Origin of the sequence: Klebsiella sp. NPDC088457, from assembly GCF_044900465.1 — a bacterium.
GTDB lineage: Bacteria > Pseudomonadota > Gammaproteobacteria > Enterobacterales > Enterobacteriaceae > Klebsiella.
This window is the reverse complement of sequence record NZ_JBJDNH010000037.1, coordinates 36,416-56,977: the sequence shown is the minus strand read 5'-3', so window position 1 is coordinate 56,977 and position 20,562 is coordinate 36,416. Positions and strand designations below refer to the sequence as shown.

The 20,562-nt window shown below is 56.4% G+C and carries 17 protein-coding genes and 3 pseudogenes; 12 read left to right on the top strand and 8 right to left on the bottom strand.

What is annotated here, in order from left to right:
• Positions 1–94: 94 nt before the first annotated feature.
• The 3 genes and pseudogenes from ACI2JR_RS20965 to ACI2JR_RS20955 all read left to right on the top strand — a co-directional run.
• A pseudogene (locus tag ACI2JR_RS20965) lies at positions 95–181 on the top strand (DUF1493 family protein); the annotation flags it as partial.
• 280 nt (positions 182–461) lie between these two features.
• Entirely contained in the window at positions 462–1,439 is a 978-nt protein-coding gene (locus ACI2JR_RS20960; protein WP_347812714.1) for a helix-turn-helix domain-containing protein, read from the top strand.
• Positions 1,440–1,634: 195 nt separating this feature from the next.
• Positions 1,635–3,665, top strand: coding sequence for a TonB-dependent siderophore receptor (locus ACI2JR_RS20955; RefSeq protein ID WP_462479382.1), 2,031 nt, complete (start codon positions 1,635–1,637; stop codon positions 3,663–3,665).
• A gap of 231 nt (positions 3,666–3,896) precedes the next feature.
• Here ACI2JR_RS20955 and ACI2JR_RS20950 read toward each other — a convergent pair whose 3' ends face one another.
• The 3 genes and pseudogenes from ACI2JR_RS20950 to ACI2JR_RS20940 form a co-directional block, all read right to left on the bottom strand.
• The gene (locus ACI2JR_RS20950) at positions 3,897–4,100 is read right to left on the bottom strand and encodes a hypothetical protein (RefSeq protein ID WP_462479383.1); all 204 of its coding nucleotides are present in this window, start codon (positions 4,098–4,100) and stop codon (positions 3,897–3,899) included.
• Positions 4,101–4,145: 45 nt separating this feature from the next.
• A pseudogene (locus ACI2JR_RS20945) lies at positions 4,146–4,534 on the bottom strand (cyclase family protein); the annotation flags it as partial.
• Positions 4,535–4,623: 89 nt separating this feature from the next.
• On the bottom strand, positions 4,624–5,943 hold the full coding sequence (locus ACI2JR_RS20940; protein WP_207896620.1) for an MFS transporter: 1,320 nt from the start codon (positions 5,941–5,943) through the stop codon (positions 4,624–4,626).
• A 742-nt stretch (positions 5,944–6,685) separates the two neighbouring features.
• Here ACI2JR_RS20940 and ACI2JR_RS20935 point away from each other — a divergent pair.
• Positions 6,686–7,627 (top strand): hypothetical protein, encoded by a 942-nt coding sequence (locus tag ACI2JR_RS20935; protein WP_132728236.1) that lies wholly within the window; start codon positions 6,686–6,688, stop codon positions 7,625–7,627.
• A gap of 37 nt (positions 7,628–7,664) precedes the next feature.
• Here the strand turns inward: ACI2JR_RS20935 and ACI2JR_RS20930 are convergent, their stop codons facing one another.
• Entirely contained in the window at positions 7,665–8,426 is a 762-nt protein-coding gene (locus ACI2JR_RS20930; protein WP_132728234.1) for a FadR/GntR family transcriptional regulator, read from the bottom strand.
• Between the two features lie 228 nt (positions 8,427–8,654).
• On the opposite strand from ACI2JR_RS20930, the gene ACI2JR_RS20925 reads away from it, so the two are divergent.
• The 4 genes from ACI2JR_RS20925 to ACI2JR_RS20910 all read left to right on the top strand — a co-directional run bounded on the left by ACI2JR_RS20925 (position 8,655) and on the right by ACI2JR_RS20910 (position 12,961).
• Positions 8,655–9,395, top strand: coding sequence for an SDR family oxidoreductase (locus ACI2JR_RS20925; protein ID WP_462479380.1), 741 nt, complete (start codon positions 8,655–8,657; stop codon positions 9,393–9,395).
• A 35-nt stretch (positions 9,396–9,430) separates the two neighbouring features.
• A complete protein-coding gene (locus ACI2JR_RS20920) occupies positions 9,431–10,273 on the top strand; it encodes a fumarylacetoacetate hydrolase family protein (protein WP_462479379.1) in 843 nt (280 codons plus the stop codon).
• A 43-nt stretch (positions 10,274–10,316) separates the two neighbouring features.
• The gene (locus ACI2JR_RS20915; RefSeq protein WP_132728228.1) at positions 10,317–11,597 is read left to right on the top strand and encodes an L-fuconate dehydratase; all 1,281 of its coding nucleotides are present in this window, start codon (positions 10,317–10,319) and stop codon (positions 11,595–11,597) included.
• A 320-nt stretch (positions 11,598–11,917) separates the two neighbouring features.
• A complete protein-coding gene (locus tag ACI2JR_RS20910) occupies positions 11,918–12,961 on the top strand; it encodes a LacI family DNA-binding transcriptional regulator (protein WP_462479378.1) in 1,044 nt (347 codons plus the stop codon).
• 40 nt (positions 12,962–13,001) lie between these two features.
• Here ACI2JR_RS20910 and ACI2JR_RS20905 read toward each other — a convergent pair whose 3' ends face one another.
• From ACI2JR_RS20905 to ACI2JR_RS20895, 3 genes are all read right to left on the bottom strand, one after another.
• Positions 13,002–13,421 (bottom strand): RbsD/FucU family protein, encoded by a 420-nt coding sequence (locus tag ACI2JR_RS20905; RefSeq protein ID WP_132728225.1) that lies wholly within the window; start codon positions 13,419–13,421, stop codon positions 13,002–13,004.
• A 45-nt stretch (positions 13,422–13,466) separates the two neighbouring features.
• On the bottom strand, positions 13,467–14,231 hold the full coding sequence (locus ACI2JR_RS20900; protein ID WP_462479377.1) for an SDR family NAD(P)-dependent oxidoreductase: 765 nt from the start codon (positions 14,229–14,231) through the stop codon (positions 13,467–13,469).
• 193 nt (positions 14,232–14,424) lie between these two features.
• Positions 14,425–16,305 carry a TRAP transporter large permease subunit gene (locus ACI2JR_RS20895; protein WP_462479376.1) on the bottom strand — a complete coding sequence of 627 codons (1,881 nt, stop codon included), beginning with the start codon at positions 16,303–16,305 and terminating at the stop codon, positions 14,425–14,427.
• A 102-nt stretch (positions 16,306–16,407) separates the two neighbouring features.
• Between ACI2JR_RS20895 and ACI2JR_RS20890 the strand changes: the two are divergent.
• A pseudogene (locus tag ACI2JR_RS20890) lies at positions 16,408–17,058 on the top strand (aldehyde dehydrogenase family protein); the annotation flags it as partial.
• Positions 17,059–17,082: 24 nt separating this feature from the next.
• Here the strand turns inward: ACI2JR_RS20890 and ACI2JR_RS20885 are convergent.
• Complete coding sequence (locus ACI2JR_RS20885; RefSeq protein WP_132728215.1) at positions 17,083–18,018, bottom strand: LysR substrate-binding domain-containing protein; 936 nt, start codon at positions 18,016–18,018, stop codon at positions 17,083–17,085.
• Positions 18,019–18,165: 147 nt separating this feature from the next.
• On the opposite strand from ACI2JR_RS20885, the gene ACI2JR_RS20880 reads away from it, so the two are divergent.
• From ACI2JR_RS20880 to ACI2JR_RS20870, 3 genes are read left to right on the top strand one after another with little or no spacing between them, the layout of a single operon-like run.
• Positions 18,166–19,176 carry an aldo/keto reductase gene (locus ACI2JR_RS20880; protein WP_132728213.1) on the top strand — a complete coding sequence of 337 codons (1,011 nt, stop codon included), beginning with the start codon at positions 18,166–18,168 and terminating at the stop codon, positions 19,174–19,176.
• 44 nt (positions 19,177–19,220) lie between these two features.
• On the top strand, positions 19,221–20,018 hold the full coding sequence (locus tag ACI2JR_RS20875; protein ID WP_132728211.1) for an SDR family NAD(P)-dependent oxidoreductase: 798 nt from the start codon (positions 19,221–19,223) through the stop codon (positions 20,016–20,018).
• A 31-nt stretch (positions 20,019–20,049) separates the two neighbouring features.
• Positions 20,050–20,466, top strand: coding sequence for an SRPBCC family protein (locus tag ACI2JR_RS20870; protein WP_462479375.1), 417 nt, complete (start codon positions 20,050–20,052; stop codon positions 20,464–20,466).
• The last annotated feature ends 96 nt before the right edge of the window (positions 20,467–20,562 follow it).

Sequence of the window (20,562 nt, the reverse complement as noted above, 5' to 3'; positions counted from 1 at the left end):
GTGACCATAAGCTCTCCCGAATCAGGAGAGCAGATTAACCCCTGGATCTAATTTCAGGCGTCGGATATGGATCACTTTCGCACCGTTGGTAACAAAAAAGCCTGAACCTGTGGATGTTCCAGATTTCACCATTGATATGTTTATTCAATCTGCAAAAGCCGGGCGCTGGCTCTACGACTGATCATCCGTATCAAAGGTTTTGGCATAGGGGCAGGAGCCTTTAGTGATGTACGTGAATATGTAATTGCTGTTCTCATAGATGCAGAGCGTTTTCCCGTTCTTCGCCTGTTCCTGGGCTGACCCCACAACTGTAGACATATCCTGTCCTCACGACGAGGCCTGTTCGAAGGCCTCCACTCAGGATGAAGCCCCTCAACCACAAGTGAGAATAATTATCGTTTCCTCTTGTGTATGATATCTCTTTGGTCTGATAATACTTCACCATCATTTCCTGATTTCCAATGACTAATATGACCAACCACCACGCCGCCACGCCGTCGCGACAATCATTCCTGGTTGAAGACTTCTTCGATTTTGGCGAGCGTTATGGGATCGACTACCGTTTCCCGGCGCTGACGTCGCGCTACGATTGCGATAAATATCGGCGCATTGTCGTACGGGGGAGCGTGGAAGAAACTCTGCTGCCATCCGGTATTCAACTCACCCATTCCCACGTGCAGGTTATGCAGCCGTATGAATCGACCTCGCTGCGTAGTTCACCGATGTACACGCTGATCGTTCTGGAGGGTTGCTTACGCATCCGGCTGGGCGAACAGTATTTTATCGTGCGTCCGGGAACGGCGTTAACCACTCGGCTGGGCGAGCAATGGGTGATGAACGTCAGTCATCTGGCGGATGCGCAGTTGAAGACCATGGTGCTGGGGTTCTCTCCTGAAACCCTGCAGCTATCGTCAGCGGTGGCCGAACTGCTTTCCGTCTGGGGACAGATGAAACGTCCTTGTTGTCTATGGTCGGTACCGGAGTATTTACTGACCAGCATCCATGCCGCCCTGGCGTGCCAGGCCCCGCTCATCACGCGCCGGCTGCTGTTGGACGGGGTGGCGATGCAGGTACTGGGGTATGCAATGAGGGAGGAATGTCCGGTATCGCCGCAGTTCTCCGCCAGCGAATGGGGGCGGCTTGAAAGCGTGCGCCAGCGGCTGGAGCAGCAGCCGCAGCAGGAGCATACGCTGTGCGATCTGGCGCGCAGCGCGGCCATGAGCTCCAGTAGCCTGAGCGCCAAATTCCGTCAGGCGTATGGCGAGTCAGTGTTCGATTACCTGCGTGACTGTCGACTAGCACTGGCGTATCACCACCTGCAGCAGGGTTGCAGCGTCCAGCAGGCGGCCTGGATGTCCGGTTATCAACACGCCACCAATTTTGCCACCGCTTTTCGCCGTCGCTACGGTATCGCGCCAAGCGCGATACGCAATAGCTAACCCTCTTTTGTTGTTACTCATACATAACTCATCGCCGCGCATAGCCTGTGGATAGTACGCCGCAGCGATAATGGTGCCTCCTGTACTTTAAATAATGAGGTGTTGATAATGGGAATCGCCTTTATCCTGAAACGTTCTGTTCTTCTGTGTGGTCTGGCAGTCACCTTCCCGTCCTGCGGCTTTGCCGAAGATAGCATGACGGTTATCGGCTCTACGGCGGACTTTGCGGATGCCCCGACCAGCGGCTATACCGCTACCAGCAGTAAAGGAGCGACCAAAACAGACAAACCGTTAATCGTCACCGGGCAGTCGATTTCAGTCATAACCCGTCAGCAGATGGAAGATCAGGGCGCTTTAACGGTTAATGAGGCGCTAAACTACACCGCCGGCGCTTTCACCAACTTTGCCGGAGCGGCGACACGCTATGACACGGTGTCTCTGCGAGGGTTCCACGGTAGCGACGTCGACAACGTTTTCCTCGATGGCCTGCGGCTGATGAGCGATGCCGGTAGCTATAATGTGTTACAAATCGACCCGTGGTTCCTGGAACGTATCGACGTGATTAAAGGGCCCTCCTCTGCGCTGTATGGCCAGACCGTCCCCGGCGGTCTGGTGATGGAAACATCCAAAAATCCGCTGTTCACGGAACAGGGCCATATCCGCTTGCTGGGCGGCAGCAATAACACCCAAGGAGCCGCTTTTGACTACACCAACGCGATTAACGAACGGCTGGCGTTTCGCCTGACTGGTCTGACGCGTTCCAGCGATACGCAGTACCAGCACACGCGTGAAGAAAAATACGCCATTTCGCCGTCGCTGCTCTGGCAATCCGGTGAAAATACCTCTCTGCTGCTGCGGGCCTATCTGGAAAAAGCGCCTTCCGGGGGTTACCACAGCGCGGTTCCGGGCGAAGGCAGCATTACCGAACATAACGGCTATAAGCTGAGCAAGGGTTTCTATGATGGCGACAGTAGCCTCGATCAGTTCAAACGCCGTCAGCAGATCTACAGTCTGGCGTTTGCGCACCGCTTTAACGAAACCTGGGCATTCCGCACTAACGCCAGCTATTCCCACGCGAATGTCGATCTCGATCAGGTGTATCAGATCGGCTGGGACGCCAGCAATTCGGATCTGTTGAATCGCTACTACTCCGGCTCGCGATCGTCCCTCGACGCCTGGGCGATCGATAACCAACTGGAAGCGGACTTCAACACCGGCGATCTCCAGCATAAAGTCGTGCTCGGCGCGGAATACCATCAGTACAAAAACGATCTCAGAGACGCGAGTGGCTATGCCAATCAGCTCAACGCCCGTACCGGGGAAACCGTAGGCCCCCGCTATGGTTACGACTTCTATGGTAGCCAGCGGCGTTACTATCAGACGGGGATTTATCTGCAGGATGAGATAGCGTGGAACCGCTGGCACCTGGATCTTTCTGGCCGCTATGACCGCATTGTGTCACAGACGGATACCGACACCACCGACATAAAACATCGCCGTCAGGACGACCATGTCGGCGGCCGCGCCTCGCTGCTTTACGCCTTCGACCACGGTATCTCACCTTACATCAGCTACAGTCAGGCCATTACGCCACAGTCCCTGTCCGGGCAGGACGGCAGCATCCTCAAGCCCACCACCGCAGAGCAGTATGAGGCCGGGGTGAAATACCAACCGATCGGCACCAGGGATCTCTACAGCATTGCGATATACGATCTGACCCAGAAAGACGTGGGGAACCGCATCGTACGCGAGGCTTACTACGAGCCGGTCGGGAAAGTGCATTCGCAAGGGATTGAACTGGAAGCGCATAACCAGCTGACGTCAAATTTGAGCCTCATCGCCAATTATACCTTGAACCGGGTACGCTTTAAGGACGCGGTTGACGGCAACGATGGCCACACGCCGTACCTGACCCCCAATTCGATGGCTTCCGTCTGGGGGCGCTACCAGTTTGATTATGGTTTGTCCGCAGGCGCAGGCGTGCGCTACATTGGTAAACAGTGGGCGGATAACGAAAACAGTACCCGTTTAGCGTCTGTCACGCTGATGGATGCCTCCGTACGCGCCGATCTCGGCGCCTGGAACAGCAGCCTGAAAGGAGCCTGGCTACAGGTGAACGCTAATAACTTGACCGATCGTAAATATGTGGCCGCCTGCTATGGTACCGGCTATTGCTACTGGGGAGCGGAACGTTCAATTGCTGCCACCGTGGGTTACGATTTCTAATCGTTATCGCCTTGAGCTCTTCTATGACCAGGGTATCCGTACCTGCAGCAGGAAGGGCCATTAAGCAGCCTGGGATTTCGGGAACACGACCATCTGCAGGAGTGGCAGGCAAAAAATCCTCAGGCACCAGCCATACCACGCCCGAGACGAGCGGTTAAAGCCCAAGGGCGCTTTAGGCAAAAAAATAGGCTTCATCCCCCGGCGACTGCTGTCGCCGGGTAGTATGCAGGCTTAGTCCACCGTGCCGCGTGCGACCAGCGCCACGGCGCGAATCGGCGACGCCGACCCTCCTTTTATCTTCAGAGGCAGCGCCAGGAAAATAAACTGATTCGGCAGCTGACGCAGCTGGGTCAAATTTTCAATAATCAGGATCTCGCGATTAAGGAACACGTCGTGTGCCGGGTAGCCCTCGTGGACGAAGGCATCGATGGTCATGACGTCGGTGCCTACGGCGCGGATCCCTTTATCCGCCAGATAGGTCGCCGCCTCGCGGGAGAGGCCCGGCCAATCGCGCAGAAAGCGTGGTGGTTCGGCCGTCGCGCCCACCGGTCTTCATAGCCCGTATAAAAAATCACGATATCATTGGCTTTAATCGGCCGATTTGCTTGTTCCCACTGCTCGATATGCGAACGGGGCAGCGAACTGCTGGCCGGCGCCATCGACATATCGATTTTTACCGCCGCGCTGAACAACGTCAGCGGCGCAACGTGGTCGATAGTCTTGCCATCGCGAACAAAATGGGCGGGCGCATCCACATGGGTGCCGCAATGCTCGCCCAGGCTAATCTGGTTCAGAAACGCCTCATCTCCCTTATGCAACGATTCAACACCGTTGATAAAAAAACGGGGATGCGTTGGCCAGACGGGCATATCTTCTTCCAGCGCATGCGTAAGATCGATAATACGATAGTGCGTTAACAGATCAAGAATACTGCTGGTCATCTTATAAACCTCATCAATTAATGAACCGCTTTACTTACCGTCTCTTTGACCAGATACAGCGGGATACACCCCAGCACCAGTACGGCGGTGATTGCCAGATAATGCGCGGTGAAGCCGAAATCAGTAATAATCCAGCCGGCGATCGGCGCCACCAAAAAGCCGGCGCTGCCAACGGCCAGGCCAATCATCAGCCCCATACTGGACGCCGCCGATTTCGGCGCTGAATCAATCAGCAGCGCGTAGACCACCGGAAACGGCGAATTGCGGAACAGCCCCCATGCGATCAGAATGATCCAGCCGCTGGTCGCCGAGGTGATAAAATTGCAGGCCAGCGTCGCGGCGATCCACCCTGCCGTGATAATCCACAGGCACATCTTGCGGCCCTTAACATCAGAAAAACTTCCCCAGCCAATTTGCCCAAGCCAGCCGGTCAATCCGGAGGCGCCGGAAATGATCGCCGCCGTTGCCAGATCCAGTCCCACTTTCTGAGTAAGCTGCAACGTCAGGAACGTTGAAATCCCCATTTCCGCCCAGATGAAGCAAAAAATAATGGCGATGGCCGCGAGGCAATTGCGGTTTTTTAAACATGCCAGCCCGGCCAGCAAGGACTGTCGGAACGAAGGGCGTTCACTTTGGCTGACATCATCGGGCGGAGTCATCCCATTTTCCGCAATCCAGCTATAAACCTTATCCTGGCGCTTTCTGGTGGCAATACAGAGCTGAATGATAATAATCGGAATGCCGAGCAGCGGGATAAAAAGGAAGGCATTACGCCATGACGACGTCAGCGCAATCACCAGCCCAATCAGCACCGGTCCGATAAACTGCCCCAGGGGAAACCCGGTATGGTGTACGCCCAGCGCAAAGCCGCGGTTTTCCTTCTGCCACCATTCGCCAATCAGGGCGACATTGATCGGCTCCGATCCCCCGCTTCCCAGCCCCATGAAAACACGCAGCGCCTGGAACAGACCGTAGGAGCGGCTAAAGGCACTGGCGACGCCGGCCACAATCTCAATCAATACCGCGACGATCCAGCTCCAGGCGCGCTTGTAACCGGTGCCAATATAGTCTGATGCAAACCCGAGGATCAGCGCGCCGAGAAAAGTCCCGACGAAGCTTAGCGAATTCAACCAGCCCGCCTGCAGCGTCGTCAGATGGAACTCATTAATAATGGCTGGCATGAGCGTCGGTAGGATCAGCCGGTCAACCGAGTTCATCAGGATAGCCAGCGTCGTGACCAGCAGCATCAGCCACGAGACCGGATGGGCGCGCGGCAGAAATTTAAACAGACCTTTTTGGGGCGCAGCCGCAGCTTCTTTTTCTATTACATTACTCATAAAACCCCTCGCGTTGATTCACGGCATCGTACCGCGTTAAAAAGCAGACAGGTTGAATACTCCCGATGGCATCCGCTGATACGTTCCCGTCATGCATGAACGTGCTCTACTGCGTACGTTTGCCGCTATTTTTCAGTTTTCTATCCGGGCACGAGTGCAAAGCCGCCGGCGCCTGCGGCTCTCTTTGCGCGCCGTTCGCTATAACGTACCGATCGCGATAATTCTTGTCGGATCATCGCTGCCTTAACGCCAGCCGGTAAAACAGCCCAGCTTAATGATGATTTTCAGTAGGTTATAATTATCCCCCCTTAATTAAAGGACTAATGGTCAGGCCATTAAAGCGATAAATTTACCCGCATCTGCGGGTTTAACGTACGTCTCAAGTTTCCGAAGACGTATCAGGTCATGTTGATGTTAACAAAAAGTAATCAGTACATTTTTGTTAACCACCTGATTACATCAAAGCCACCGTATTGCCAAACAGCGGAGTAAAAAAATGCATGCTGAACCGATTAAATGATAAAAAATATCGCGATGAACGAAGGCTGCCTTAGACCCGCGACACGCAAAAATGTCTCGCTTCCGGCGCCCTGCCTAACGTTGATTTTTTCGCTCAGCGTGCGATTATGCGGCTACTCAATGGGGATCATGCCGGCGTTTTCGCCGACGATACGCCCTGGTTAAGCGAGGAAAGCCGAAACACAGGCAATATCAAATATGACGAGTAGATAAGGACAGAAGGATGAGTTCAGGAGAGATTATCAGCATCGTTGCGATCCCGCTGACAGCACTGCTTTCGTTTTCCCTTTTTATTATCAGTACCGCCAGGATCCCAAAAACCCGGCGCAAAAAAATCAGCGCCGCCGTCGCGAAGGCCAACATTGGCGAAAATTTTTTCCTGCGCCTCAAGACTTTTTGGCTAAACTATTTTTTCACCTGCTTTGGCCGACGCTTTCTTGCTAAAAGACAGCTAATAACTATTCCGCTATTTTCCCTGCTGTTTTCCGCATTTCTTTTTATCATCTGGTTCCTGTATGCGCTGTTCTTTCTCAACCCGCAGCATATTATTCCTACCCGTCTCCCGGTCGCCATTCGCGTCGCCGTACATGACTATTACCATTTTGGGCTCGGATACACCCTGCTGCTCGATGCGATTGTTATACAGCTCAGCCGATTTTATATTTTATCTATCGAGAAGCGTGGCTTTACGTTTAAATCATCCATACTTTATTTTATCAGCGCTATTATATTGGTCCTGCTGAGCCTTTCCGCGATTATTCTGCAGCTACAGCGAGAGGCGACCGATGCGCTATATACTGGTCTCGGCCTCTATTTTGAAGCGCGGGAATATCCGGTCTTCAACCCCGTTGATATTATCGCCTCATCTCTCAATCTGATTCATAATCACACGATGATTCACTTCACCTCAAAAGGCCCGTATTCCACCTATTTCGTGCCACAATCAGTGATGCTCTACTGCAGTGTATTTTCGCAACTGGCACTGTTTTTTATTATTCTGTCATGTTCGAGTATCAAACTTCTGGCTGGCATTAAACTCTTTTCGCTGCAGGCGCTGAATAAGATCGGCACGCCCACGCTGACCGCTTATGGATTATTAATCACGACGGCGCTGATTATCCTTTTGTCGATAATCAGTATCTTCGCCATCATAGCAATCGCTTAACGCTCGGGGCCCGGGCGCGGCGGGCCGCTTTGCGCCATCAGCCCTGGCCGAAAATAGCGATGACCGCATCCAGATGCTCTTTCATGGCCTTTTTCGCCGCCCGGGGATCGCGCGCCTCAAGCGCGGTAAGGATAGCAAGGTGTTCAATTTCAGAACGATGGGGCATATCCTGCGGCGTATAATGCAGCTGCAGCGCGCGGAACATCGTGCCGTATCGGTGCCCCAGCAGGTGGGCGATAATAAACGCATACGCCGGGTTACCGCTGGCCTGGGCGATTCGAATATGAAACAGCCGATCGCCGGGATGCGTCGCGGAACCCTGTCGGTTATCACGGCAATTCTGCTCATAGGCCTGGCGAATGGTGGCCAGCTCTTCATTTGAGGCATGACGCGCCGCCAGCGCCGCGGTCTCAGGCTCAATGAGTCGCCGGGTTTGCAGCAGGGAAAACGGCGGCAGCTCAGCGGTAAAATCGAGCTCGATATTGAGTTCGTCATCCACATCCGTCCACTGGTTTCGCCCCGCTCGCGCCATCACCGGCTCCTGCGGCTGCGCCACTGGCTGTGGTGAAGGCTCGCGCACGATGACGCCGTTTCCCACCCGCACGTCCACCAGCCCGATCACCTCCAGAGCGATCAGCGCTTCACGTACCGACGCCCGGCTCACCTGCAGCTGGCTGGCCAGCTCACGCTCCGCCGGCAGGCGGCTGCCGGGAGGAAACTCTTTATTATCGATTAACGTCTTGAGCTGATCTGCTATCTGCCTGTAAATCCTTGGGTTTTCTAATTTTTTTATCGGCATCTCTCACCTGCGACGTTTTATCAGTTAAGCGATTCAGCTTGCATTTATGCGACAAAAATCTTGCTGATTACAAATAGACATGTAAAGAATTGGTTAAATAAAAAAGCGTTCAGCAGGATATACATCGCACATCTTAACAAAAACAAACGGGCGGAAAGCGCTTTTTTTTATGCGCTCAATGGCCTGACCATTAGACCTTAAATTTTACTCATCGCTCGAGGAGCAAGCATGAACCTGACAGGCAAAAGAGTGCTGATCACTGCAGCCGGACAAGGGATCGGTTTTCATTCTGCGACCCTATTCGCTGGACATGGTGCCGAGGTCATCGCCACCGATATTCATATTGACGCGCTCAGCGGCATTCCGGGCGTCGAGGCCAGGGTACTGGACGTAACCAATCCGCAGGCTATTGTGGAGACCGTCGCCGCCATCGGCCCGATCGATGTCCTGTTCAACTGTGCGGGCGTGGTACACAGCGGGGATATCCTCTCCTGCAGCGACCGCGAATGGCAGTTCGCCCTCGATCTCAACGTCACCGCGATGTTCCACACCATTCGCGCCTTTTTACCCGCTATGCTCGAACAGCGCAGCGGTTCAATCATCAACATGTCTTCGGTCGCCTCCAGCGTCAAAGGGGTCCCAAATCGCTTTGCCTACGGCGCCTCTAAGGCCGCAGTGATCGGCCTGACCCGTTCCGTTGCCGCCGACTACGTCGCCTGCGGAATTCGTTGCAACGCCATCTGCCCCGGTACGGTGGAATCCCCGTCCCTACGCCAACGTATCGCTGCTCAGACCGCCGCAGAAGGCCGTAGCGAAGAGGCCGTTTACCAGGCATTCGTCGCCCGCCAGCCCATTGGCCGGATCGGAAAAACGGAAGAGATCGCGCAGCTGGCGCTGTATCTGGCATCAGATAGCAGCGCCTTTACCACCGGCACGATCAATATTATCGACGGCGGCTGGAGTAACTAACCGCCTGGACTTTGCATCAACACAAGGATTTTGCCATGAAATTGCTACGTTACGGACCCGCAGGCAAAGAGCGCCCAGGGTTACTGGACGCTCGCGGTATGCTACGCGATCTCTCGGCGCACGTTGACGACATCAGCGGTGAATGTTTACACCCCTCCACTCTGAACAAGCTACGTCAGCTGGACCCGAACGACCTGCCGCTCGTCGCGGGTGAACCGCGCATCGGCGCCTGCATTGGGCGGATCGGCAAATTTATCTGTATCGGGCTGAACTATGCCGATCATGCGGCGGAAACCGGGGCAGCCATCCCGCAGGAGCCGGTGGTCTTCAACAAATGGACCAGCGCCGTCGTCGGACCGAATGACGATGTGGAAATCCCCCGCGGTTCGCTGAAAACCGACTGGGAAGTCGAACTCGGCGTGGTGATTGGCACTGGCGGGCGCTACATCAGCGAAGCCGATGCGATGTCGCACGTGGCTGGCTACTGTGTAATCAACGATGTCTCAGAGCGCGAATACCAGATCGAACGCGGCGGCACCTGGGACAAGGGGAAAGGCTGCGACACCTTTGGCCCCACCGGGCCATGGCTGGTCACCGCGGACGAGGTGCCCGATCCGCACCAGCTGGATATGTGGCTGGAGGTGGACGGCAAACGCTATCAGAACGGCAATACCCGTACCATGATATTTACCATCCCGGAAATCATCAGCTACCTGAGCCGCTTTATGAGTTTGCAGGCAGGCGACGTTATCTCTACCGGTACGCCCCCCGGCGTAGGTATGGGGCAAAAGCCGCCGGTCTATTTACGCGCCGGACAGAAGATTCGTCTAGGTATCGCCGGCCTCGGCGAGCAGCGACAGAAAACCGTACAGGCTTAATAACCATACTCTTTTCCCCTTTAGGACACTGGAGCCGTAGCTCATGACCACTATCACTGCAGTCCGCGTAGAAGATATACGCTTTCCAACCTCGCTATCGCTTGACGGCTCGGATGCCATGAATCCCGATCCCGACTATTCTGCCGCCTACGTCATTTTAGAAACAGATAACGCCGCGCTTCGCGGCCACGGTCTAACGTTTACCATCGGCCGCGGCAATGAAATCTGCTGTACCGCTATTCGCGCGCTTGAACATTTACTCGTCGGCCGTCATCTTGCCGATATCACTGCGGATATGGGAAAGTTCTGGCGCGATTTGACCAACGACAGCCAGCTGCGTTGGATCGGGCCTGATAAAGGGGCTATCCATCTTGCCACCGGCGCTCTGGTCAACGCCGTCTGGGATCTGTGGAGTAAAGCCCAAGGCAAACCGCTGTGGCGGCTGGTGGCGGAGATGTCCCCCGAGGAGCTGGTGCGCTGCATCGATTTTCGCTACATCACCGACTGCATTACGCCACAGGAGGCGCTCGTGCTGCTGCAGCAGAGGGCGGAAGATAAAGCCCTGCGCATGGAGAAACTGCAGGCTGAAGGCTACCCCTGCTATACCACCTCGGCGGGCTGGCTCGGCTACCCGGATGATAAACTGCGCCGCCTGTGCCAGGAAGCCGTGGACGCAGGCTTCGATTATCTGAAACTGAAAGTCGGGCGCGATCTGGAGGACGATATCCGCCGGGTGCGCATCGCCCGGGAGACGATCGGCCCCGACCGTAAGCTGATGATCGATGCCAATCAGGTCTGGGAGACCAACGAAGCGATCCCCTGGGTTAAGGCGCTGGCCTTCGCCAATCCGTGGTTTATCGAAGAGCCGACCAGCCCGGACGATATCGAGGGGCATCGCCGCATCCGCGAGGCCGTCGCGCCCATCAAAGTCGCTACCGGCGAAATGTGCCAGAACCGCATTATGTTCAAACAATTCATCATGCGTGAGGCCATCGATGTGGTGCAAATAGACGCCTGCCGCATGGGCGGTGTTAACGAGGTGCTGGCGGTGATGCTGATGGCGGCAAAATATCAATTGCCGGTTTGCCCGCATGCCGGCGGCGTTGGGCTATGCGAGTACGTTCAGCACCTGTCGATGATCGACTACCTGTGTATCGCCGGGACGCATACCGGTCGGGTAATCGAATATGTCGACCATCTGCACGAACATTTTATCAATCCTTGCGTGATCAAGGGCGCAGCATATATGCCGCCGCAGGCGCCAGGCTTCTCAATTGAGATGTATCCCGCCTCCATTGAGAAATACCGCTACCGCGCCGGATAAACAGCAGCCTGGTGGTGAGTCCGTTCGCATCCGATGACCCGACGCCCCGGATTGAAGAGATACCTTGGTCCGGGGAAACGATCTGCTGTGCAACCCGCCACACGGGCAGCGCCATGCCACACCGCCTTTTCGCCTCTGCTGACTTCGCCTTCCATCCTCGCCACCCCATTGACAGCGCCAACTGTAACGTTACACTAAACCGCTATGGCGGAGTCATTCCATCAAAGAAAGCGATGCGGGATGAGGCTTGCAGACTCCGCGTCAGGAGGCCTGGATGAGACCCGGGGTCTATCACTCGCCCATTGCTGCAAAGGAGATGTATGGCAAATATTCGTGATGTCGCGAAACATGCTGGCGTATCTGTCAGTACCGTATCCAACGTACTCAATGGTCGTACCGATCAGATGCGCGAAGAGACCTTGACGCGTATTCAGCACAGCATGCAAACGCTGAATTACTTCCCTAACCGTGTCGCCCAGCAGCTTAAAACGGGTCAGGCCAAAATGATCGGCCTGCTGGTGCCGTCCATCGTTAACCCCAGCTTTGCCTCCCTGGTCCGCGAGGTGGATCTTGCCGCCAAAAAGCGCCATTACCGGGTGCTGATCGGTAACACCTACCGGCAAATCGAAGAAGAAGAAGCCTTTCTGGAAGATATGTTCGCCCACGGGGTGCGCGGCATTATCGTGGCCTCCTGCGATATTGAAAAAGCGCATTTTTCCCGGGCCGCCGCGCAGGGCATGATGATGGTCAACTACGACGGTCGGATGCCGGCCAGCGCCGTATCCGGCGGCCTGGCTCTCGACAGCGTCTCGATGGATAACGTCGAAGCCGGGCGCATGGCGACAGAACATCTGATTACCCGCGGGTGTCGGCATCTGACCTTTGCCACCGTCGCCGGTATGACCCCCAGCCGCGCGCATAAAATCGAAGGTTTTCTCAGCGCTGTACAGCAGCATGGCTTATTGCAGGAAGGGACGATCGTCGAAGAGAAAACGATGGCGGCCTATGGCGACACTGAAATGACCGAGCTGGGCCGATCGCTGGCGCAAAAAATCTGCCGACAGGCGCACCGCCCCGACGGGATCGTCGCCATTAATGATGCGCTCGGCATTGGTTTAATGGCCGGTCTGCACGAAGCCGGGATCAGCGTCCCGGGGGAGATCTCTATCATCGGTATCGATAATATTCCGTTATCCGGACTGGTCTATCCGCGATTGAGCTCGGTGATGCCGCCGCTGGCCGAGATGGCGGAGGTCATGGTGACGCGGCTAATTGAACGCATAGAAAACCCGGCCCTTCCGCCACAAGAGTTTTTGTTTCCCCCGGCTCTGGTGTGTCGCCAGTCGGTACGAGACGCCCCCTGAAAGCGGAGCCGGAGAAGAGCGATCGACTCTTCTCCGTCACTCACAGCACCGTCGGGCCAACGGTCAGCAGAATATTGGCAAAACGCCGGGTTTCGCCAGAGGCGATGGCTAACACCGTGTCCGATGATTTCGCCAGCGCGTAGAACGCCTCGCGCTCGACATACTCCAGTTCACTCGCCGCTGTCAGTAAATGGCGATATTCCCCGGCGATGGTATTATTAAAATCCGCCGGGCTGGACATCAGCCGCGCTTTTTCAATACTGATATAGCCGAGTATTTTTTCCAGAATCACCACGCTGCTGATTAATCCTGGGGAAAAATTAAGATAAATAATACGGGCCCGCGGTGCGGTGTTCGTCAATAAAGAATAATTGGCATCGGCAAGCAGAATCTGGGCTTTATGGCCACACTGCGCCAGCGCCTGAAGTAAATCCGGGTGAATAATATCTGACCTGATCATCAGTAAGCTCGCTTAAATTGGGCGGGGACATCCCCGCCCTGAGGTTTATGCCCGGTAAATACCGCCGTTAATATCGAGGGTTGCCCCGGAGATAAAGCCATCATATTCGGAGGCGAGGAAACAGATCGCCCGGGAAACATCTTCAGGCGTACCGACTCTTGCCAACGGAATGTCCGCGATGGTGCGGTCGGCTGACGCCTGCGTGGTATGCTGGTTATGAAAACGGGTCCCCAGAATCAACCCCGGCGCCACGGCATTGACCCGAATCCCAAACTCGCCCAGCTCGGCGGCAAGGGAGCGCGTCCACGTCAGCACCGCGCCTTTGGTCATCGAATAGACCAGGGAGCCGGAGTGTCCGCCGGAGCGCCCGGCTAATGAGGCCAGATTGACGATACTTGCGCCGTCCGGCGCGGCTTTTAACCACGGCAGCGCCGCCTGGGTGACATTGAGCATAGTGGTCATATTGACATCAATCACCGTACGCCAGAACTGCGGGTCGATCTCTCCGAGCCATTTACGGGCAATAATTCCACCGACGTTATTCACCAGAATATCTATCCCGCCTAAAAACTCCGCCGCTTCAGCAACGCAGCGCGCCGCATCCGCCTCATTCGTTAAATCGGCATACCCGCTGGCCGCTTTACCTCCTCGTTGTTGCGCAATCGCCATTAATTCCCGGGGGCCCTCTTCACCGCTAAAATAGTGAATATAAATATCGCATCCGGCTTCAATCAGCTTTCTGGCGGTCTCTTTACCAATACCTTGCTCCGCGCCGGTAATAAAGACTTTCTTTCTTGTTAACGATCCCATGGCCTGCTCCTTTTATTTCGCATAAAGCGCTAGCGGCATAGTCTATTTATCACTCGCGAGATATTCAGGGCGTGGACATCCCCACCCGCAGGCGTGTTAAATAGCACCGTCTGAGCGCGACTTTATTGATTGACAGAACGCCCCGCGGCGGGACGTATCAACACCGCAACTGCATCAGATACTGCATTCGCAATTAATAACCGGCCAGCCCCGGCAGCCAGGTAGTTAAGGGGGGGACCATCGCCACGATAATTATGCCGACAAACACCACCGCCAGATATTTCGCCATTGGCCGGATAACATGTTTCATTTCCACGCCGCAAATTGCGCAGGTGGTGTACAGCCCGAGCCCGATCGGCGGTGAAAAGAGGCCAAACCCCATGGCCAGAATCATAATGATGCCGAAATGGAGTGGGCTGAACCCCAGCTGAACCGCGATAGGCACCAGAATCGGCGCAAAGATAATCAGCGCCGGCGCACCTTCGAGAACCGCACCGAAAATAATCAGGATGACGATGGTTAAGAGCAGGAACAGCCAGGCCCCCTGTTCAACCCCAATACTCACCAGTAATTCAGCGATTTGCTGCGGGATCATCTGTATCGTCAGCGCATAAGAGAGGCTGGTGGCGCAGGCGACGATAAACAGTAGCACCCCGGACATGGCGGCGATATCGATGAACATTTTCACCGTCGCTTTAAACGTCAGCTCGCGAAAGGCAAGGCGGCCCACTACGATGGCGTAAATCACCGCAAAGGCGGAAATCTCCGTCGAGGTGGCAATCCCCATCATCACGCCGCGGCCAATCATAAAAATCATCACCAGCCCCACGGCGGCGCCAAGATAGAGCTGCGTGCGCGGACGTAAGACGGGATAGGCTTCGCTGACGTTGATTTTGCCGCCAAAACGGTTAGCGGCAATCATCAGCAGCACCAGTAAACAGGCCGCCGGGACCAGACCGGCAATAAACAGAGCGCCAATCGAAATGTTCGCCACGAAGCCCATGACAATCAGGTTAACGCACGGCGGAATGGTTTCCGCCATCACCGCCGAGGCGGCGAACACGCCCGCCGCTTCTTCGCCGTCCTGCTTCGCCCGGCGTACAGCGGGCATCAGCACCCCGCCCACCGCGGCCACATCCGCCAGCTTCGAGCCGGAGATCCCGGAGAAGAAGGCCATCGACAGTACGGTGGTCATATTTAAACCGCCGCGAAAACGTCCCATTCCCCGGACGATAAGTTCAACGAGGCGCGTCGACATCCCGTTGATCTCCATGGCGGCGCCGGCAAGCAGGAAGAACGGAATCGCCAGCAGCACAAAGTGATCCACCCCGGCGGCGACCTGCTGCGAGAAAAAGACAAACGGCAGAGAGGGATCGCAAATGAAGAACACCATCGCCGACATGCCGAGGGTGAAGGCAATCGGCACGCCGGCCAGGATACCGAGAACGAAACAGATCAGCATCAGCCCTGCCGCGGCGCTGGCGGGGTCGGCCATCAGCGACAGTTTCAGATAGCCTATCGCCGCCAGCGCCACGATCCCCAGCCCGCTGAGCAGCACCACCCGCAGCCGTTCGCGCAGCGCAAGTTCCAGTGCCGCCACCATCATCACCAGCGAGCCAATCAGCACCGGAATAACGTAGATCGTCTGCGGTAGCCCGCTCTCTGTGGTTTGCAGCCGCGCCGCCTGCACCAGGTCATAGCTGGAAATCACCAACCCAACCGAGACCAGAAACAGGATCCAGCGGCTGGCGTGCACCACGTAAGGTCGAATCCGTTCCGGCAGAAAACGCAGGAATAGATCGACGCCAATATGACCGCCTTTCGCCGTTGAAGTCGCCACCCCAAAAAACACCAGCGCAATCATCAGCGCCCGCGCCACCTCTTCCGCCCAGTGAATGGGGGAGTGCAGCGCATAGCGCCAGATCACGGAGGCAAACACCACCAGCACGTTGATAAACAACACCAATGCCCCGGCCCAGGCGGTTAGGGTGGTTAAAAACCGGCTCAGCTTGCCCAATAGCGTAAGGGCAACGCACTCATCCTTTGCTTTAGCTTTAATCGAGATATCTGCCATGTTGAGTTCTCTCCACAAGGTTGGCAAATCTCACCGCTTGCGTCAGCCAGAGCGCGGCCGGGCAAGCGGCGCGGATCATGACGGGTCTTTCGCCGCTGCGGTGATGCCGAACTGGATAAGGCGGTGGAGGGCGCGATGGCCTCCAAGTTTCGTAACGCCGGGCAGACCTGCGTCTGCGCCAACCGCCTGTATGTGCAGGACGGCGTGTATGAACGCTTTGCCGAAAAACTTCAGCAGGCGGTGGAAAAACTGCACCTCGGCGACGGCCTGCAGGCGGGGGTGACGACCGGGCCGTTGATCGATGAGAAAGCGGTTGCCAAGGTACAAGAACACATCGCCGATGCCGTCGGTAAAGGCGCGAGGGTGATAACCGGCGGGAAAGCGCATCAGCTGGGCGGTAATTTCTTCCAGCCAACCATTCTGGTCGATGTTCCCGCTGATGCGAAAGTCGCGAAAGAAGAGACCTTCGGTCCGCTGGCACCCCTGTTCCGTTTCAAAGACGAAGCGGATGTTATCCAGCAGGCCAATGATACCGAATTCGGTCTGGCCGCCTATTTCTATGCCCGCGATTTGAGCCGCGTCTTCCGCGTCGGTGAAGCGCTGGAGTACGGCATCGTCGGTATCAACACCGGACTCATTTCTAACGAAGTCGCGCCGTTTGGCGGGGTGAAAGCTTCCGGTCTCGGGCGCGAAGGTTCGAAGTACGGCATCGAAGATTACTTAGAAATTAAATACATGTGTATTGGTCTGTAAGCACATCGGCCGGGGCAGCGTCGATCATGGCGCCGGGGCTTCCCGGCCGCCGGCCGCCGGCGCGCCCTCTGCGCCTTCACCGCGCAGCACGTCGCGAAAATGGGTCACCAGCGGGCGTCGGTTAGCTTTATGCCACGCCGCCCACAGCTGCGTGGAGTAGCCCATCCACGGAATTTCACGCAGCGCGACGCCTTCCGGCGCATTATGCCGCAGGCTGTTTTGGATCAGCGCCAGGCCGAGACCCGCCGCCACCAGCCCAAGCGCGGTTAACGGCTCTCCCGCTTCCAGGCGAATATCCGGGTTAAAGCCCGCTCTGACGCAGGCGGCCACAAAATCATCGCGCGAATGCGCATCATCGTTATGGATCACCGCAATCCACTGCTGATCGGCCAGTTGCTCCGGCAACACGTTTTTCGCCTGCGCTAACGGATGGCTTTGCGGCAGCGCCAGCAGCATGCGGTCATCCAGCACCTGAATATATTCCAGATCCTGCTCGCCTTCCGACGGCGGCATATCCACCAGCGAAAAATCCAGGCTGCGCTGGCGTAAACCTTCAATCTGCGTGGCGGGAGGCTGGCTATAGAGCGCGATATGTACATCCGGGCGCGAAATACGCAGCGTGCGCAACGCAGTAGAGAGCACACCGGAGTGCATGGCATTTTCGATATAGCCAATACACAGCCCGCCGTCTTCGCCCCGCCCTAACCGCTTGCCCAGCGACTCCAGGCGGCTGGCGTGGGTCAGTAGCGAGCGCGTTTCCGCCAGAAAGGTTTGCCCGTCAGCCGTCAGGCGGATGCGCTGCTGGTTACGCTCGAACAACATCAGGCCCAGGCGCTCCTCAAGCTGGGCAATCTGGCGGCTCAGCGGCGACTGCGAAATATGCAGACGCTCGGCGGCGCGGCCCACGTGCTCTTCTTCGGCAACCACTACAAAGTATTTCAACTGGCGTAAATCAATCATGTTAGACCTCGAAGGACTTAAGTCAGACGAATTATGTCCTATCAAGTCACAACATCGCAAGTTATTGTGATCCTCGTCACAGGGATGAAGCATAAATCCCCTGAATGAACCCCTCCCATAGCGGGAAAAAATATTGAGGACATCTTAATGAGCATTAGACATATTCTTCCAGGCAACATCGGTTTAGGCGGCGCGCCGCTGGGCAACATGTACCGCGCCATTCCCGAAGAAGAGGCCCACGCCACCGTTAGCGAAGCCTGGAAACTGGGTATTCGCTACTTCGATACCGCGCCGCTGTATGGCTCCGGTCTTTCCGAAATCCGTATGGGCGAGGCGCTTTCTCAGTATCCGCGCGATGAATTCGTTCTGAGCAGCAAAGTCGGCCGCATTATGCTGGATGAACTGGAAGATCCGGCAACCCGCGACTTCGGTGAGAAAGGCGGTCTGTTCGAGCATGGGCGGAAAAATAAAATTCTCAACGACTACTCCGCCGACGCCACCCTGCGTTCGATCGAAGATAGCTTAACGCGTCTGAAAACCGACCATCTGGATATCGTCTGGATCCACGATCCGGCGCAGGATTTCTACGGCGATAGCTGGCTGGAGCAGTTCAATATTGCCCGCACCGGCGCCTTCCGCGCCCTGACCCGCCTGCGTGACGAAGGGGTGATTAAAGCCTGGGGCCTCGGCGTGAACCGCGTGGAGCCATGCGAACTGACGCTCGCGCTCGACGAACCCAAGCCAGACGCATTCCTGCTGGCTGGCCGCTACTCCCTGCTGGATCACAAGCGCGCGCTGCAGCGCCTGATGCCGGAAGCGCTGGAACAGAATGTCGATATCGTCGTCGGCGGCCCCTATAGCTCCGGCGTCCTGGCGGGGGGCGACCACTTCGAATACCAGCTGGCATCGCCGGCGATTCGCCAGCAGGTTGCGCAGATCCAGGCGCTTGCCGCCCGCTTCCAGGTTGATGTGAAGGCCGCTGCGCTGCAGTTCGCGCTGGCTAACCCGGCGGTTGCCGCGGTGATCCCGGGCTCCAGCCGTCCTGGCCGTATGGCGGAAGATCTGGCTGCGCTGCAGGTCGCTATCCCGGCAGAATTCTGGGACGAAATGCGCCGGCAGAATCTGGTTGCCAGCAACGCACCGCTGCCGACACGTTAATTTTTGCGGGGCCGAAAGGCCCCTTCCAGAAGATGGGAAATAGCATGAAACTGGATCTTTCCAATAAAGTCGCGGTGGTCAGCGGTTCCACATCCGGTATCGGTCTTGGCATCGCCAAAGGGCTGGCGCAGGCGGGGGCCAACGTCATTATCGTTGGTCGCCAGCAGAGCAGCGTCGATAGCGCGATGGCCGCAGTGACCAGCGAGCTGCCGGCCGCGCTGCTGCGCGGCGTCGTCGCCGATCTCAGCACCGAGCAGGGCGTTGCCACACTGTGCGCGGCGCAGCCACGGGCCGATATCGTCATCAACAACCTCGGCATCTTCAACGATAAGGACTTCTTTAGCGTTCCCGACGCGGAGTGGATGCACTTTTATAACGTCAACGTGCTGTCCGGCGTACGGCTGTCGCGCCACTACGCCGGGGGAATGGTCGAACAGGGCTGGGGACGCATTATTTTTGTCTCGTCGGAGTCCGGCGTGGCGATCCCTGCCGACATGATTAATTACGGCGTGACCAAAAGCGCCAATCTGGCGGTGTCGCACGGCCTGGCAAAACGCCTGGCAGGTACCGGCGTGACGGTGAATGCCATTTTACCCGGCCCGACCTTTACCGAAGGCTTGCAGACGATGCTGGCGGATGCCGCCGCGCAGTCGGGCCGTAGCCCGCGCCAACAAGCCGATGAGTTCGTTAAAACCGCGCGTCCGAGTTCCATCATCCAGCGCGCCGCGGATGTCGAAGAGGTGGCGAATCTCGCGGTTTATCTCGCATCACCGCTTTCTTCCGCGACCACCGGCGCCGCCCTGCGCGTCGACGGCGGTGTCGTCGACACCCTGGCAATGTAAATCTAATCAACTGAAATTAAGAGAGAAAATAATGGCTACGACCACTGTATCGATTGAAATCCCGACCTCTGCCGACAGCGTATGGCAGCTGATGGGCGGCTTTGACACCCTCCCTGACTGGCTGCCGTTTATCCCGCAAAGCGTTATCACAGAAGGCGGACGTGTACGCACCCTGACCACCGCCGACGGCGGTACCGTTATCGAGCGCCTGGAAGCCTTCGATAACCGGCAGCGCAGCTATAGCTATTCGATTATTCAGGCGCCGTTCCCGGTTGCCGATTATCTGGCGACGATCTCGGTTCACGCCACCGCCGATCGCGATATCAGCCGCGTGGAATGGAGTGGAAGCTTTACGCCGGTCGGCGTCAGCGAAACAGAAGCCGAAGCGCTGTTCTTCACCATTTATCATGACGGCCTGCAGGCGCTGAAAAACAACTTTTCCGCCTGATCGTATGATGCCATCCGGGGTGCGTCGGCCTCTCCGCCGCCCCCCTTCTTTATGAACAAAAGTAGAAAAGTATATTGTCCGTCGCTTTCTTTTTCC